The sequence below is a fragment of the Devosia crocina genome (assembly GCF_900116545.1).
GTDB classification, from domain to species: Bacteria; Pseudomonadota; Alphaproteobacteria; order Rhizobiales; family Devosiaceae; genus Devosia; species Devosia crocina.
The window spans coordinates 713,974-729,567 of record NZ_FPCK01000001.1 but is presented as its reverse complement, the minus strand read 5'-3'; the positions used below and the strand labels follow the sequence as shown (position 1 = coordinate 729,567).

The 15,594-nt window shown below is 61.8% G+C and carries 13 protein-coding genes; all 13 read right to left on the bottom strand.

Translation table 11 applies throughout. The features are described from left to right. Positions 1–102 precede the first annotated feature (102 nt). The 13 genes from BM364_RS03340 to BM364_RS03280 all read right to left on the bottom strand — a co-directional run bounded on the left by BM364_RS03340 (position 103) and on the right by BM364_RS03280 (position 15,593). Positions 103–1,737, bottom strand: a complete 1,635-nt coding sequence (locus BM364_RS03340) for an acyltransferase (RefSeq protein WP_092423827.1) — start codon at positions 1,735–1,737, stop codon at positions 103–105. Positions 1,738–1,823: 86 nt separating this feature from the next. Continuing rightward, complete coding sequence (locus tag BM364_RS03335) at positions 1,824–2,834, bottom strand: hydroxyacid dehydrogenase (RefSeq protein WP_092420883.1); 1,011 nt, start codon at positions 2,832–2,834, stop codon at positions 1,824–1,826. Beyond that, on the bottom strand, positions 2,831–4,681 hold the full coding sequence (locus tag BM364_RS03330) for a DUF2264 domain-containing protein (RefSeq protein WP_092420880.1): 1,851 nt from the start codon (positions 4,679–4,681) through the stop codon (positions 2,831–2,833). Before BM364_RS03330 ends, BM364_RS03335 begins: the two co-directional genes overlap by 4 nt. Further along, a complete protein-coding gene (locus BM364_RS03325) occupies positions 4,681–5,712 on the bottom strand; it encodes an ABC transporter ATP-binding protein (RefSeq protein ID WP_092420877.1) in 1,032 nt (343 codons plus the stop codon). The genes BM364_RS03330 and BM364_RS03325 overlap by 1 nt, the downstream gene beginning before the upstream one ends. Continuing rightward, positions 5,709–6,725, bottom strand: a complete 1,017-nt coding sequence (locus BM364_RS03320) for an ABC transporter ATP-binding protein (RefSeq protein ID WP_092420874.1) — start codon at positions 6,723–6,725, stop codon at positions 5,709–5,711. The genes BM364_RS03325 and BM364_RS03320 overlap by 4 nt, the downstream gene beginning before the upstream one ends. A 170-nt stretch (positions 6,726–6,895) precedes the next feature. Continuing rightward, positions 6,896–8,032, bottom strand: a complete 1,137-nt coding sequence (locus tag BM364_RS03315) for an ABC transporter permease (protein WP_092420871.1) — start codon at positions 8,030–8,032, stop codon at positions 6,896–6,898. Position 8,033: 1 nt separating this feature from the next. Then, a complete protein-coding gene (locus BM364_RS03310) occupies positions 8,034–9,026 on the bottom strand; it encodes an ABC transporter permease (RefSeq protein ID WP_092420868.1) in 993 nt (330 codons plus the stop codon). A 223-nt stretch (positions 9,027–9,249) separates the two neighbouring features. Then, entirely contained in the window at positions 9,250–11,157 is a 1,908-nt protein-coding gene (locus tag BM364_RS03305; RefSeq protein ID WP_175528442.1) for an ABC transporter substrate-binding protein, read from the bottom strand. Positions 11,158–11,664: 507 nt separating this feature from the next. Continuing rightward, positions 11,665–12,666, bottom strand: coding sequence for a LacI family DNA-binding transcriptional regulator (locus BM364_RS03300; protein WP_092420862.1), 1,002 nt, complete (start codon positions 12,664–12,666; stop codon positions 11,665–11,667). 136 nt (positions 12,667–12,802) lie between these two features. Beyond that, positions 12,803–13,258, bottom strand: a complete 456-nt coding sequence (locus BM364_RS03295) for a hypothetical protein (RefSeq protein WP_092420859.1) — start codon at positions 13,256–13,258, stop codon at positions 12,803–12,805. Positions 13,259–13,393: 135 nt separating this feature from the next. Then, the gene (locus BM364_RS03290) at positions 13,394–13,645 is read right to left on the bottom strand and encodes a GlsB/YeaQ/YmgE family stress response membrane protein (RefSeq protein WP_092420857.1); all 252 of its coding nucleotides are present in this window, start codon (positions 13,643–13,645) and stop codon (positions 13,394–13,396) included. A 118-nt stretch (positions 13,646–13,763) separates the two neighbouring features. Then, positions 13,764–15,065, bottom strand: coding sequence for a TRAP transporter large permease (locus tag BM364_RS03285; RefSeq protein WP_092420855.1), 1,302 nt, complete (start codon positions 15,063–15,065; stop codon positions 13,764–13,766). A gap of 18 nt (positions 15,066–15,083) precedes the next feature. Then, positions 15,084–15,593, bottom strand: coding sequence for a TRAP transporter small permease (locus BM364_RS03280; protein ID WP_210186382.1), 510 nt, complete (start codon positions 15,591–15,593; stop codon positions 15,084–15,086). Position 15,594 lies beyond the last annotated feature (1 nt).

The window sequence follows — 15,594 nt, the reverse complement described above, 5'->3', positions numbered from 1 at the left end:
CCGCAGGCCGAGTCGGTGAGGGGGGATCTCTTCGCTCACACCAAAACATCCCCTCGTCCGGCGCATTGCGCCACCTTCTCCCGAGGGGGAGAAGAATAAGAGCTAAACTCCCAGCCCCACAGCCTCCGTCCGATGCACCCCCTTCGGCACGAACGCGAAAGCATCCTCGAGCCCCAGCAGCTTTGCAGCCAGATGCACCACCGAGAGCCACATCTCCGTGCCCTGCAGCCCCGGCTCCTGGCCATCGGCAAAGGCAAAACCCCGGTCATCCACCCAGCGCTCGCCTGCCCGGGCAATGACCGCCCGCGCAATTTCCTCGGTCTCGCCCCGCCGATGATCGGTCTGCATCAGGCACAAAAGCAGCGGATGGATCGTGTCGAGCAGGTTGCAGGCTGTATAGGTCGGGCCCGAAAAGCCGCCGAAATTGCGATAGTTGAGCAGCACCGAGTCGATCGCCGCCTCCGGCCGCGGCACGGCGAGGCCGAACTGGGCATAGGTGCCGCGCGTCAGCCGGTAAAAGCCGTTGACCGGTTGCAACAGGCCGTCCTCGGCCCGCGGCGAACCCCACAGACCCGAAGCGCGATCCTGCCTCAGCGCCAGCCAGCCGAACAGCGTCTCCCGCGAGGTCCCGGTCGAAAAATAGCGCGCATTGAAATAGAGCGCCGTTCCGATCGCATCGACCACCGCCCCGGAGCCCCAGGCCCGGCGCCGCCAGGCAAGGCCATCGAGCCAGGCGCAAAGCTCGGCCGCCGGCACTTCGACCGCTGCCACGGGGTAGCGAAGATGCGTGCCCAGCGTTTCCAGCGCATAGCCGACCGCCAGCACATTATAGAGTGCGAGACCGTCATCGCGCAGCGCCACACCATCCCGAGGCGTCTGGAAAGGGTCGGGCAGGAGTCCGGTTTCGCGGTCCTGCACGCTTTTGAGCCGCTCGATAGCAGCGTCGATGTCGAGCCCATCCGGCAGCGCGTCGAAACCTGCCGCAATCTCGATGGCATCGCAAAGGTGACGAATGCTGCGCCTGCCTTCTCCGCTCGCATCGCGCGACAAATAATCACCGCCATCCCGGTTCCCGGCAAGGATCGTCTGGAACTGGCGCGCCGCCCGCTCGCCAAGCACGGTCAGACGCTGGCGTGTCTCCGCATACCGCCCATGCTGTCCCCTCCGTCGCAGCACCTTTGCCGGCACCCCGCCGACGATGGCCATGGATGGCACATCCTTGCTGACCACCGCCCCTGCCGCGATGACCGCTCCACGTCCCACCCTCACCCCATCGACCAGCACCGCATTGGCGCCGATCCAGACATCGTCCTCGACCACGATGCCGCGGCTTTCGTGCTTTTGCAGGTAAATGGGCACATCCGGATCGTCGAAACCGTGATTGAAGCCGACGAGCGAAGCGTGACTCGCGATCCGTACGCCATCACCGCAACGCACCTTGCCCGAAATCATTGCATAGGAATTGACCGTGCAATGAGCGCCGAATTCCACATCGCCCCGCACCAGCGCATGCCCGCCGATCCAGCTTTTCTCCCCCATCACGAGGTGGGTGGTGAAAACGGCCGCATCTGCCGCCACATAGGCGTCGGGCGCAAAACTCGCCCCCGCGCGCAGCGCGAGCTCAGCCTGCCGCCCACGATGTTCCTGGCTCTCGATGTCCTCGGGCGTTCGGTCCCAGGTGAGATATTGAAGGCGCGCCTGATGCCAGCCCTCCTCACCCCTATCCCCGGCAGGCATGGGATCAGAAGCGGCCACTGGTTCATTCTTCTCCCGCTCGGGGAGAAGGTGGCGCGCAGCACCGGATGAGCGGGAATGCTCGTCCATCACGCCAATCTCTCCAGCAATTCCGGCTGCACCTCATGCCTCATGGGCTCGCCGCGCACGAACCGCTCAATTTCCTCGGTCGCCATCAGCCCCAGCCGCAGGCGTTCCGTGCCGATCGCGCCGGCCACATGCGGGGTCAGAAACACGTTGGGCAAGCTAAAGAGCGGAGACCCTGCGGGGGGAATTTCGGGATCGGTCACATCGATCACCCCAAAAATCCGTTCCGTCTGCAGTTCCCTGATCAGCGCTGCCTCATCGATCAGCGCACCCCGCGCGGTATTGATAAACGTGGCGCCGTCCTTCATCAGCTTGAGTTGCCGTGCCCCGATCATGCCTCTGGTCGAGGGCAGCGAAGGGGCGTGGATCGAAACGACGTCTGACCGTGCCATCAGGGCATCGAGTTCCACCAGTTCAACCCCGGCAAGCCCGGCATCGTCGCTGCGCGCAAACGGATCATAAAGCAGGACATCGAAATCAAACTGGCGCAACAGTTGGATCACCCGCCGGCCGATCCGAGACGCACCCACGATCCCGACCGTCTTGCGGAAGTTCCCGATCTCGCCATCGCACATGGCATAGCTCGTGCGGCGGGTGCGGTCGGCCCGATAGAGATCGCGCAACGTAAAGATGTTCTTGGCCGAAAACAGGATCGCGGCAAGCGTGAACTCGGCCACCGGCACCGCATTGGCATCGGCCGAATGCGTCACCCGGATTCCGGCGGCATAGGCGGAAGGATCGACCGTGAACTTCACCGTGCCCGCCGCATGCGCGATCAGCCGCAGCCTGGGTGCTGCCCGCAGGATATCCGGGCTCAGCATCGGACACCCCCACCCGGTCACGAGGATTTCCGCCTCCCCAAGGAGACGCCCTGCCTCAGGCTCGGCAAATCCTTCCACCGGCTCGCGCCGCAGGATTTCGCAACTTTGAGCAAGCCTCTCGATCGTTGCCGCATCGAAGACATGCCTTGTCTTGTCCGCCGCCATCGCAAAAAGGAGTTTGGGCCGCATCAGAACCGCTCCGGCACCAGAATGGCGCTGACATCGGTGCCCTCTCGCCCGAAAAGCGCTTCAAGCGCTTCGAGGTCGGGAGCCTTCGGCGGATTGGCCAAGGCATCTTCTGCCTCGCTTCCTGCCGGCAACGCCATCGCCGCCGTCATCAGCACCGTCGTCCCCGCCGCGACCTCCCCACGCAGCTGCGGCACGATCGTCTTGGCAACGATCAGGTTGGTGTTGGGCAAGGCCCTGAAGGCGCGGCCCTGCCGCTGCCCGCCGAGATCAAGGATCGCAGCCACATCGGTCTCTCCCTTTGCAAGAGCGCGGCCCGTCTCGTCCGTGCAGGTGTCGGCATTGAAGTCGGCACGCGGAATGGCAAAGCCCCCTTCCGTGGTATGCAGCGCCCGTGGCGTCGTAATCCGGTGCACCCGGATATGCCAGTGGCCGGCCGGCACGAGCCAGGTTTCCACCGTCACATCGCCCCAGGGCTTCCAGACGGCGAAGAGGCAGTTTTCCGCAATCTGCGCGGTTTCGTTGCTTTCGCGCACCCGGTAGTGCCGGTTGTCGTCCGAGAGGGCCAGCATGCCGTCGAAACACCCGGCATTATAGGCGCGCTCATCGGTTTCGACCGAAAAGCCATAGCGGCTCGAATAAACGAACTTGGCATATTTTTCCGACCCGGCCCGCATCTGCCAGTTTTGCTGGCCGCTCGAAAGCGCCACCACATTGCCCTTGCTGTGCTGCATCACCATGCCGGGATGTTTGAGCGGCACAGGCTTGGCGTCGAAGTCGGCCTCTACCTCTTCTGCCGTCCAGAAGGGGTGCTCGGCCGGCAGCGCCAGCGGCAGGAAGGCTTTGAGCGCCCAATAGGGCGAGCCGCCCGAGTTATAGTTTTCGGACATAAAGAGGTTGGGATAGCCGAAACCCACCGACAGCACGCCATTGCCATGCGCGATCGGCTTGTCCGCCCACCAGCGCAAGTGGCGCATATAGTGGCCTTTGATCACCCCCCAGGGCAGCGCTTCGAGATCGGCATAGGCCAGCGCGGCCCAAAACCCGCCGCAGGCAAACCGATAGGTCAGGCTGCGCCCGAAAGCGAGCGTGCCCCCGTCTTCGTCGAACCAGTGCTGGATATCCCGGGCAAACAGCGCCGCCCGCTCGCGGTAGGCCTCGGCCCGTTTCCGGTCCTTGCCCAGCCGGGCATAGATCAGGCCGTAGAAGTGCATGGCGAAAGGAATGTAGTGGTCGATCCGCCGTACATTGCCGTCCCGGTACCAGCCATCACCAAGGTAGAACCCGTCGAGTTCGTCGAGGAACTTCTCCGTCAATGTTTCGTCGAAGGGCACCCCGCATTGCTCAAGGCCCATATCGAGCAGGATGCGGAAGAACTTCCAGTTATTGTCCGCATAGTCGAACTTGCGGGCATGGGTCAGATAGGCGGCGATATTGTCCTTGGCCCCTTGAGGCTGCGGATCCCACACCAGATGCGGCAGCACCTTGAGCGTGAACCCGATTGCGGCCAGCTCCACCTGGCGCTGGTCGATCCCGTTCACCGTTCCCCAATATTCGGGATGATCGGGGTCCATGCCATTGGCAAGGCCCTCGCGGAACAGCGCCCAGTGCTCGAACTCTCCGCCTCCGGCAGCCAGCGGCGTCAGTCCCCAGAGCGGCCGGGCAAAACCTTCGAGATCCGCAGCGGCGCGGTCGAAATGGGCGGCCGCCCCGTCGACGCGCACCCGCGCGCTGCCTTCCGAGAAATAGGGGAGCAGCGGCGCAAACAGGTCGCGCAGCGCCTTTTCGATGTCCTGGCGCGACCGGAGGGGATTGCCAAAGAGCGGATTGGCGGCAGCTGGGTTATACGTCATCAAGCAAAGACCTTCTGCGGCGCCTCGTAAGCGCCCTTCAGTTCGAGTGTTTCGGCGAAGTGGCAGGCCGCCATCTGGGCCGTGCCGTTGATCGGGCGCAGGGCCGGCTTTTCGGCCCGGCACTTGTCCTGGGCGTAGCGGCAGCGCGTGTGAAAGGGGCAGCCTATGGGGCGGTTGCCGAGATAGGGGATCTCGCCGCGCAGTTCCTTGTTCTGCCCCTTGCGCCGGGTCGGGTCGGCGATGGGCAAGGCCTCGAGCAGCATCTCCGAATAGGGATGGCGCGGCCGCTCGAACAACTGCTCGGTCGGCGCGGTTTCCACCACATGCCCGAGATACATCACCATGACCCGGTCGGCGATATAGTTGACCACCCCAAGATCGTGGCTGATGAAAATATAGGTCAGCCCGAACTCGCGCTTGAGATCGTCAAGCAGATTAAGCACCTGCGCCTGGATCGAAACATCGAGCGCTGACACCGCTTCGTCGGCGATCACCAGCTTGGGGTCGAGCACCAGGGCCCTTGCAATACCGATGCGCTGGCGCTGCCCGCCGGAAAAGGCGTGCGGATAACGCCCGATGGCGTCGGCCGGTATGCCGACCTTGCCAAGGGTCGAAATGACCCTGTCTTCGAGCTCGCGCCCCTTGCAGATCCGATGCACCCGCAATGGTTCGGCCACAAGATCGAAGACCCGCATATTGGGGTTGAGCGAACTCATGGGATCCTGGAAGATCATGCGGATGTCGCGCCGCCAGGGCTTGATGGCACGCTTGTCGAGTTCGGTGAGTTCCACCTTCTGCCCATCCTTGGGATGGTAGAAGACCTTGCCTTCGCTCACCGGCTGCGCCTTGATGATGCAGCGTCCCAGCGTGGTCTTGCCGCAACCGCTTTCGCCCACGATGGCGAGCGTTTCACCGGCTTCAACGGTGAGGCTGATATCGTTGAGCGCCACGAGTTCGCGCCCGGGCTTGAACAGTCCGCCGCCGAGCGTGAAGACCTTGGAAAGATGTTCGACGGAAAGCAGCGTCGTCATGCGAGCGCCTCCTCGCGTACGTGGGTAAGAAGGTGGCAGCGCGCCACATGGCCGGGGCTGACCGGCGTGCGTTCCGGCCGCTGGCCTGGGCACGGGGCAAAGGCATGCGGGCAGCGGCTGGTAAAGGCGCAGCCCACCGGCCGGTCCTTGGGCGAAGGCACCGTCCCTTTGATCGGGGTCAGCCGCGTCCGCTCGGCCTTGCGCTGCAGCCTCGGCACCGAGTTCATCAGCGCTTGCGTATAAGGATGCTTGGGCGCCCGAAACACTTCGAACACATCGCCCTGCTCCACCACATCGCCCAGATACATCACAGCGATATCGTCGGCGATCTCGGCGACCACACCCAGGTCATGGGTGATAAACAGCATCGCCATGCCGAAATCGGCCTGCAACTGCCGCAGGAGATCGAGGATCTGCGCCTGCGTCGTCACATCGAGCGCCGTGGTCGGCTCGTCCGCGATCAGCAGCTTGGGCGTGCAGGCCAGCGCCATGGCAATCATGGCTCGCTGACGCAATCCGCCCGAAAGCTCGAACGGATAGGCATTAGACCGGTCGCGCGCACCGGGAATGCCCACCTGGTCGAGCAGCGAAATGGTGCGTTCACGCGCCTTTTTCGGGCTCAACCGCTGATGAAGGATGATAATTTCGTCGATCTGGTCACCGATCGTGTGCACCGGGGAAAGCGAACTCATCGGCTCCTGGAAGATCATCGAGATCTGGTTGCCGCGGATGGCGCGCATCGCCGTGCTATCGGGGTGAAGCCTGGCGATATCCACCCTGCCTCCTTCGGCATCGTAGAGTATCTCGCCTTTGGGAATTCGCGCATTCTTGTCGAGCAGCCGCAGCACGGCCCGCGCGGTCACCGACTTGCCGCAGCCGCTTTCCCCCACAAGGGCCAGCGTTTTGCCGGGCGTGAGCACCAGATCCACCTGCCGCACCGCCTCGATATCGGCCTCGTCGGGCGAGGAAAAAGTGATCGACATGTCTTTGATCGAGAGGAGAGGCTGGTTCATGCCGCAAGCTCCACTGAGATTGAGAAAACCCGCCTCATCCGGCGCTGTGCGCCATCTTCCCCCGAAAGGGAGAAGAACAAGAGAGGGCCACCATTCCTCTCCCACTCGGGGAGAGGGTGGATCGGGCAAAGCCCGGGACGGGTGAGGTTGTGCCTTTATCGAACATCGAACTACCGCCCATGAGGATCGGCTGCATCGCGCAGCCCGTCGCCGAAGAAGTTGAGCGCCAGGATCACCACCACCACGCACACGCCCGGCGCCAGCAGCCATGGAGCCGTTGCCAGCGTGCGGATGTTCTGGGCGTCCTGCAGCAGCGTGCCCCAGGAAACGATGGGCGCCTGCAGCCCCAGCCCGAGAAAGCTCAGCGCCGTTTCCGCCAGGATCATGCCGGGAATGGCGAGCGTTGCTGCCGCAATGATGTGGCTGGTGAAACTGGGCACCATGTGCCGGGTGATGATGCGCCAGTCGCTGGCCCCGTCGAGCTGGGCGGCGGTGACGAAATCCTCCGTTCGCAAGCTCAGGAAACGCCCGCGCACCACGCGCGCCAGCTCCGTCCAGCCGATCAGGCTGAGAATGATGGTGATGGCAAAATAAGTCTGGACCGCATTCCAGTCCTTGGGCATCGCGGCTGCCAGGCCCAGCCAAAGCGGAATGGTGGGCAGGGATCGGATGAACTCGATGACGCGCATCACCGCGCTATCGAACCAGCCACCATAATACCCGGCGAAGCCTCCGATCACGATGCCGAAGAAAAGGCTCAGCCCCACCCCGGCAAGCCCGATGCTGAGCGAAATGCGCGTACCATGAATGAGCCGGCTCAGCAGATCCCGCCCGAGCCGGTCCGCTCCAAGGACGTAGAATGGATCCCGAGCATTCTCGACCCCCATCAACTTGACCGACATCGGGATGATGCCGGCCAGCCGGTAGGGTTCGGCGGGCGCAAAGAACTGCACCGGAATGATTTCTTCGGGATCGATCACGAAGGTGCGGCGCATGGCGGCCTGATCGACCTCCGAGCGGTAGCCGTTCACATGAGGCTGGAACGACCAGCCCCCGTCCTCGCCTTGCACGAAGAAGTTGATCCCCTGCGGCGGCGCATAGGTATAGCGCGCGCTATAGGCGCCGGGATCGCTGGGTGCGAGAAACTCGGCAAAGGCGGCAACGAGATAGAATGCCACCACGATCCAGAGACTGATCACGGCCAGCTGATGCTGGCGGAACCGCCGCCACATCAACCGCATCTGGGATTCGCGCTGCGGCTTGGCCGGTGCCATCGCTTCGGCGGGTGTCAGGGTTTCCACAGCCATCTTACTTGCTCCCATAGCGGATGCGCGGATCAATCCAGGCCAGCAACAGGTCCGAGATCAGCGTGCCGATCACCGTCAGGACGCCCAGCAGCATGATGATCGCACCGGCCAGGTACATGTCCTGGCTGGTCAGCGAGCGCAGCAGGAGGGGGCCCGCCGTTGGCAGGTTGAGCACCACCGAAACGATCACCGAGCTCGAAACCAGCGCCGGCAAAAGCCAGCCGATGGTCGACACCAGTGGATTGAGTGCCACGCGCACCGGATATTTGAGGATGACCTTCCATTCCGGCAGCCCCTTGGCCCGCGCCGTGGTCACATAGGGCTTCTTGAGTTCATCGAGCAGATTGGCGCGCAGGATGCGGATCAGCTCCGCGGTCCCCGCCGTTGCCAGCACCAGCACCGGCGCCCAGGCATGGCTGAGGAAGTCCCAGAGCCTGGGCAGGCTCCAATGCGCACTTTCATATTGGGGCGAGAAGAGTCCCCCGATGGTGGTGCCGAAATAAACAAAGCTGAGATACATCAGCAGCAGCGCCATCAGGAAGTTTGGGATGGCAAGGCCGATGAAACCGGCAACGGTCGCGAGATAATCGCCCAGCGAATACTTTTTGACCGCAACGAAAATACCGATGGGCAGTGCGATCAGCCACATGACCACGACCGCCAGGCCTTCGAGCAGGATGGAATTGGCAAGCCGGCCCCAGATCAGCGTCGTCACCGGCGCCTTCCATTCGAAGCTCTGGCCGAAATCGCCCCGCGTCAGGATGCCGGTGATCCATTTCCAGTACTGGACCACGTAGGGTTCGCCAAAGCCGTATTGCTGTCGCAGCGCTTCGATGGCGCGCGGATCGACCCGCTCGCCCTGTGCCGCCAGCGTCGCCATATAGGTCGTCAGATAGTCGCCCGGCGGCAGCTGGATGATGGCGAACGCCACAAAGCTCACCGCCCAAAGGGTCAGCACCATGGCAATGAGACGATTCAATATGAAACGCAGCATCAGCGTCTCCCCGGAAGGTGGTTTCGTCCGTCCCCTGCCCTGCGGCTGAGTTGGACTGCCCGCACGCGGCGGAAAAGGAGATAGGGATCTCGTTCGGCGCATCGCTGATGCGTCGGGACGGTTCGTCGAGCCCCCAGGTCATTGGGGACAAATGAGTGCGGCTATCTGGGTCTCAGCCCTCCCGCGGCCCTCGTGTCGAGGGTCGCGGGCGGCCGGGAGGGACCTATTCCTGGGCGAAATACCACTGGAACGGGTCATAGGGGCCCGGGGTCGGGAAGAGGTAGGCGTGCAGCATGGGCTCGGCCACATTGCGCAGATTGTTTTTGGCGATGTAGTAGCCATTGCCGGGCAGGCTGACGCCGATCACCGGGAAGTTTTCCTTGGCGATGGCCAGGATCTGCTTCATCAGCTCATCGCGCTTGGCCGCATCGCCTTCGCTCTGCAGCGTGCGCATCAGCTCCATCTGCTCCCTTGCCCAATCGGCGGGCTCTTCGGCGATTTCGGGACGTGCGCCCTGATACCATTGGGCCCAGCGATAGGCCCACACGGACTCATCGCCGCTCGGCATATAGTAGCGAGGCTCCTGCACCACATCGAGGCCACCATCGCCCTGCCAGATCTGGGCATCGAAGTCCCCGGCCGGGCGCTTTTCGTAATAAAGCGTGCGGTCGATATTGTTCAGTTCGATGTCGAGCCCACCGGCACCCAGCTGCAGCTGCAGCAGCTCCATCATGTCCACCCATTCGGTGCGGAAGGTGGAGATCATGTCGATAGTGATGTTGAGCGGGGTGCCATCGGCGAAGGTGTAGAACTCGCCATTGCGCACAAGCCCTGCCGCTTCGAACGCGGCTGCCGCGGCATCCGGATCGAACTCGGTATATTGCTTGGCCATTTCCTCGTCGTAATAGGGCGATTCCGGACGCGGCGCAGCCTGGAAGGGTTCGCCCTGCCCCGTAAAGACCACGTCGATGATCTCCTCGCGGTCGAGCAGATGGCTCACTCCGATACGGAAGTCCTTGTTGGCAAAGAGCTCGCGCCGCTTCTCGTCCACATGATTGAGGTTGAACTGCAGGATCAGCGTGTTCATGCTCGACGGAATGTTGGCGCCGAGCCGATAGTCGCCCTGTTCCTGACCGTCAAAGAAGATCGGCTGGTTGATCACCGTAGCGATGTGGCGATCCTGGAAGTCGATCTCGCCATTGAGCGCCATCAGGGTGATTTCTTCCACCGAGTCCGAAACGCGCATCGTCAGCCGGTCGATATAGGGCAGCTGGTTCCCCTCGGTGTCCACTTTCCAGTAATAGGGATTGCGCACGAAGGTGGCGCGCGTCGCGGTGCCGGTCAGCGGCTCCTCGATCATCCACGCATTCATGAACGGCAGTTCGGGATTGGCCCAGCGGATGGTTTCCGTGGCCCAGCCGCAGCGGTCTTCCATCCACAATTCCCAGGTCTGGAACCCGGCGGCCTGCGCTTCTTCTGCCGCGCTTTCGTTGTATTTGGGATAGAACTGGCTGCAATAGTCCTTGCTCAGGGAAACAAGGGTTAGCCCGCCCACCCCGGCCAGCTCGTCCAAAATCACGCCATTTGGCTTCTCGAACACGAGGCTAAATGTGGTGTCGTCGATGACCTCCACCGAAACCGGGTTCTGCTCGCTCTTGATGAAGCTGCCAACGCCGTAACCAGGCTCGGAGAACAGCTCCACCGCGAAGGCGATGTCTTCGCTGGTAAAGGGCGTGCCGTTGTTCCACTTCAGCCCTTCGCGCAGCTTGAACGTATAGGTGCGCGAATCCTCGCTGATTTCCCAGCTCTCGGCGAGATTGGGAATGATCTCGTCCCATTCGCGATTGTAGCGGACCAAACCGTCATAGGCGACGGTTCGCGCGATCCAGGCATTGTCGAGCCCTCCGCGCAAGGCAGAGCGCCAGGTTCCGCCATAGGTGCCGATGCTCTCGACCGGCTCCACCACCAGCGGATTGCTCGGCAAGCGCTCCTCGAGCGGCGGCAGATCCCCGCTCGCCACCAGATCATCGAGCATCGGCGCCTGCTGCTGGGCCAGTGCAGGTCCCGCTCCGATGATGACGGCAGCCAGAGCGGCCGTGCTGACCCAACCTTTGAATAGGCCTATTCTCATCAAGTCCTCCCTTGTCCGGCAGCTCCCCACCGGCATCTGCGTCCGGCCCCGGCTGTTCCTCCCATCCGGCGCCCAATCATGTCGCCCAAAGGGCGCTGCTCCCCGCTCAGCTGAGCGGCAAGATTACATAGGCATGCGCCACCGGCACGGACTGGCTCCGGCTCCTGCAGAACACGCCTCTGTTTCCATTAGGGCCTGGCACACGCTCATGGCACGAGGCGCAAGCGCGTTGCAAAAGCTGACATTGAGATCACTGACAACCACTCGACTCATCCCAAGTGCTAACCAGATGCTAACCAAACCACATCCAATTCCGGCTCATTCGCCGAAGACGATAAAAGAAGGCTAAGCGCAAAATTACGCAAACTCAAGCTTTTTGCACAAACTACGCAATTTATGCAAGAATCGTGAAAGCTGTCGCCATCCCAATGGCTTAGGGCGCTTCAGCTAGTGAATAACGGACGTCGAGGCTTCGATCAGCCGATTTTTTTCAAACGTAGTTTTCGCTTACCCCCAAGGGTGAACCGTCTCGCCCTCCACCAGCGTCAGCCCGATTTCGAGGTGCTGATTGGCCACTTCGCCATCGAGTTTGGCGGCGAGCAGCCGCACCACGCCACGCCCGATCGCCTCGCGATCGACGCGCACCGTGCTTAGGCGCGGACTGGCCATGCCGGCAATGGGCAGGTCGTCGAAGCCGATCAGGGAAAACCCCTCGGGCATAGATGCATCCTCGCCCACCAGCGGCTCGATCATGTTGACCGCCATGGCATCGTTCCAGCAGAAAACCGCGGAAACGTCGTATTTTCCGGCCAAGAGGTCCTCGACCAGCTTGTGGGTCGAATGCTCGTTGGAAACAACCACCACGGCCTCGGCATCGGGGCAGTTCGCCATCGCCGCCTCGAACCCGCGCCGCCGCTGCCGGATGGTGACCCGGTGCTGGTACGTATAGTGCAGAATCCGGCGATGCCCCCGGTCCAGCAGGTGCTGGGTCGCCATATAGGCGCCAAAAAAATTGGCAGGCGCGACGGAACTGAACCGCATCAACTGATCGCAACCATTGGCCAGCACCAGCGCAATTCCGGCCTCTTCCACCCATTGCACCAGCGCATCGTCCGGGTCCATTCCGGCCAGGATCAGGGCATTGACGCCAGACTTAGCGACCTGCCGCCGCACGAAGTCGGCAGTCACCATTTCTTCACTGACCAGCCGGACATCGATCTCCATGCCGATTTCGGCCGCCTGAGCGCGCATCCCCTCGACAATGCCATGGTAAAAGCTGGCGAGATTGCCGATAGCGCCGTTGAGTGGCACAAGCGCCAGCGCCCGCTTGTCGGTATTTCCCAGCACCGATGGATGTTTGCTCTTGTAGCCCAGCATGCGCGCCACGCGCTGCACTTCGCTGCGCACGCCATCGCTGATGCCGATTTCATTGGCCAGGGCTCGCGAGACCGTAGAAACGGAGACCCCTAGCTTCTCGGCAATATCGGCTTGGCTGGCGCGCTTGGGCATGGGGAAGTTCCTGCTGACCCCCAACGCAATATTTGCGTTTCTTGCGAAATGCAAGATTTTCCGCTTCCTGTGCCGTCAGGCGGGGATAAGGACGCCAATAAGCTCGGGGATATCTTACGGAGACAGCTGGAGACCATCACCCGCGGCTATAACGCGCCACCACCATGCGGTGAAACTGGAAGTGTCTCGACGCCGGGCGGAACAAGGGATCGCTCGGCAGAAAAAGCGCACGCCGTTCAATGACTTGCCCGGAGAGCTCATCGCCCAGCTCGGCCCGATCAGCGATCACGACCCGATAGCCGTCATCCACGCAGATCCACCCCTTGGCGAAAGCATGCGCGATCCTCGATTCGAGAACCAGAACATTGCTGATCTCCAGCGGGCCCTCGGCCTCCCGCGGATGGATCGGCACCACCTCCAATCGATCATGCAGCGCGCCTTCCGTTGCCGGAAACTGCAAACCGCTGACAGCGCAACGAAAATCATAGACGACGAGGGCGAAGCGATGAAAGGCGACGCGGGATTCCAGCGACGGTTCGAACCCGGTCACCGGACGCTCGCCAAACCCGCGCTGTTCTTCTTCCTCGATCATGAAAACCCCCGTACAAGCGCATCTTACGGAGTTTTTACGATAGTGAAAACCGCTAAGGGCGGAATGACTTAGCCAAAATCGGCGCAGCAAAAAGGGCCGGATCTCGCCGGCCCTTCCGCAATTCTACATGAAGCTCTAGCGCCTCAATGCCCGAACCAGCGCAATCAAGATACACGCACCGATCAGCCCGGCGATCAGGTAGCCGATCCAGCCACCGAACGAGATGCCGATAAGCCCGAACAGGAAGCTCGCGATAGCGGCACCGATGATCCCCAGGATGATGTTGAGAAAGATCCCGGTATTGGTTTTCATGATGCTCGAAGCGATCCAGCCGGCCAGGCCGCCGATGATGATGGCTGCCAACCAGCCAATGCCTGCGTCACCCATGTTGATACCCCAAAATGTTGAAGAAGCGGCCCGACCCGAGCCGCTGGGGTAAAACGTGAAGCAGGGCGAAAGGGTTGCTCCCAAAGAAAAGTGGCGGCCTTTCGGCCGCCACCAGGCATCACTGCATCGCGCCTGCCTGTCGCGGCAGCCACAAGACGAGATCTGGCACATAGGTGATCAGGAACAGCACCCCGACCAGCAACAGCAGGTGCGGCCAGAGTTCCTTGATCATGGCGCTGATCGGAATGCCGTTCACCGCCTTGATCACAAAGAGCAACATGCCCATGGGCGGCGTGATCAGCCCGATCATCATGTTGAGCACCAGCACCACCCCCAGATGCACAAGGTCGATACCAAGCGCCAGGGCGGTCGGGATGAACAGGGGAACGATCACGAGCTGGATGGTCGAAACGTCGAGGAAACAACCCAGCAGCAGAAACAGGATGTTGAGCAAAAGCAGGAACATCCAGGCTTCGAACTGATAATAGGCGAAGAACTCGTAGACCATCTGCGGAATACGCTCGATCGCGATCACATAGTTGAACACGAATGCGCCGCAAAGGACGATGCTGACCACTGCAGTGGTCTTGACCGTTGAATAGACTACTGCCTTAAAGGTCTGGAAGTTGAGCGTGCGATAGGCAAAAAGAGCCAGCATCAGCGCGTAAAAAGCCGAAACTGCAGCTGCTTCCGTGGGCGTGAATACGCCCGTATAGATGCCGCCCAGAAGGATCACCGGCATCAGCAGCGCCGGCAGGGCGCGCAGGAAGATCATCGGAAACAAACGCCACGGAATGGCTTGTTCGACTGGGAAACCCCGGCGCTTGGCGGTGATGAACGCGGCCACGAACTGAAAGGCGACGATGATCAGGGCCGGTACGACGCCGCCCAGAAACAGGGCGCCGATCGAGGCCGACGAGACAAGTGCATAGTAAACCATCGGGATGGACGGCGGGAAAATCGGTCCGACAACAGCCGTGGCCGCCGTCAGCGCTCCGGCATATCCCTTGGGATACCGTCCCTCGCGCGTCATCATGTCGTTGACGACCTTGCCGACGCCGGCAGCGTCCGAGATAGCGCTGCCGCTCATGCCGGAAAACACAAGGCTCGTCATGATGTTGACCTGCGCCATGCCGCCCGGCAGACGCCCGACAAGCGCAAGGCAGAAATTGAGCAGCTTGTCCGATATCTTGCCCGCGTCCATGATGTTTGCGGCAAAGATGAACAAGGGCACGGCGACGGCGGCGAAGTTGCCGAATATGCCGTTGAGCACCATTTCGGCGCCCAGACCGACATCGCGACCCGAGATGAACAGATAAAGAACGCTCGAGGAGATCATGGCGATCCCCATCGGCAGGCCGGCAATGGTCGTGATGACCAGCACCGCGATCATGATGGGTAGGGCGTATTCAGCCAACATATTGAACCTCGCTCGGCGCTAGATCTGCTTGGCCCAATCGGGCGTGAACAGGCGCCAAAGCCGCACCGCGGCCTGGATAGTGAAATTGACCACGAACAGCAGATAGCAGGCATAGATCCAGGTCATCGGGATCCGCAGCACGGGACTGCGCCGGCGCAGCAGGAATTCGAGATAGTCCCAGGTGGCCGGCATCAGCAGAAGAAAGGTTCCGATCAGCACCACCATCGAGAAGATCGCCATCATCCGCTTCATCTGCGGAGAGACAACCTCGTAAACCACGTCGAAACTGACATGCTCGCGCAGGTTCACGATAAAGGCCGCCGACCAGAACACGGTCCAGACAAAGGCGATCATCGTCACTTCTTCGGTCCACAGGATGGGCCGGTTGACGACATAGCGGAAAAAGATCTGGACGATGAAGCCGAGAAAGGCTGTGGTGAAGAGAAGGACGCCGATCAGATCGGCGCCCTCCTTGAGTATCCGCAGCCATGTCGGCATCCGCCTTTCGGATGCGGTCAGTTCGTTCATG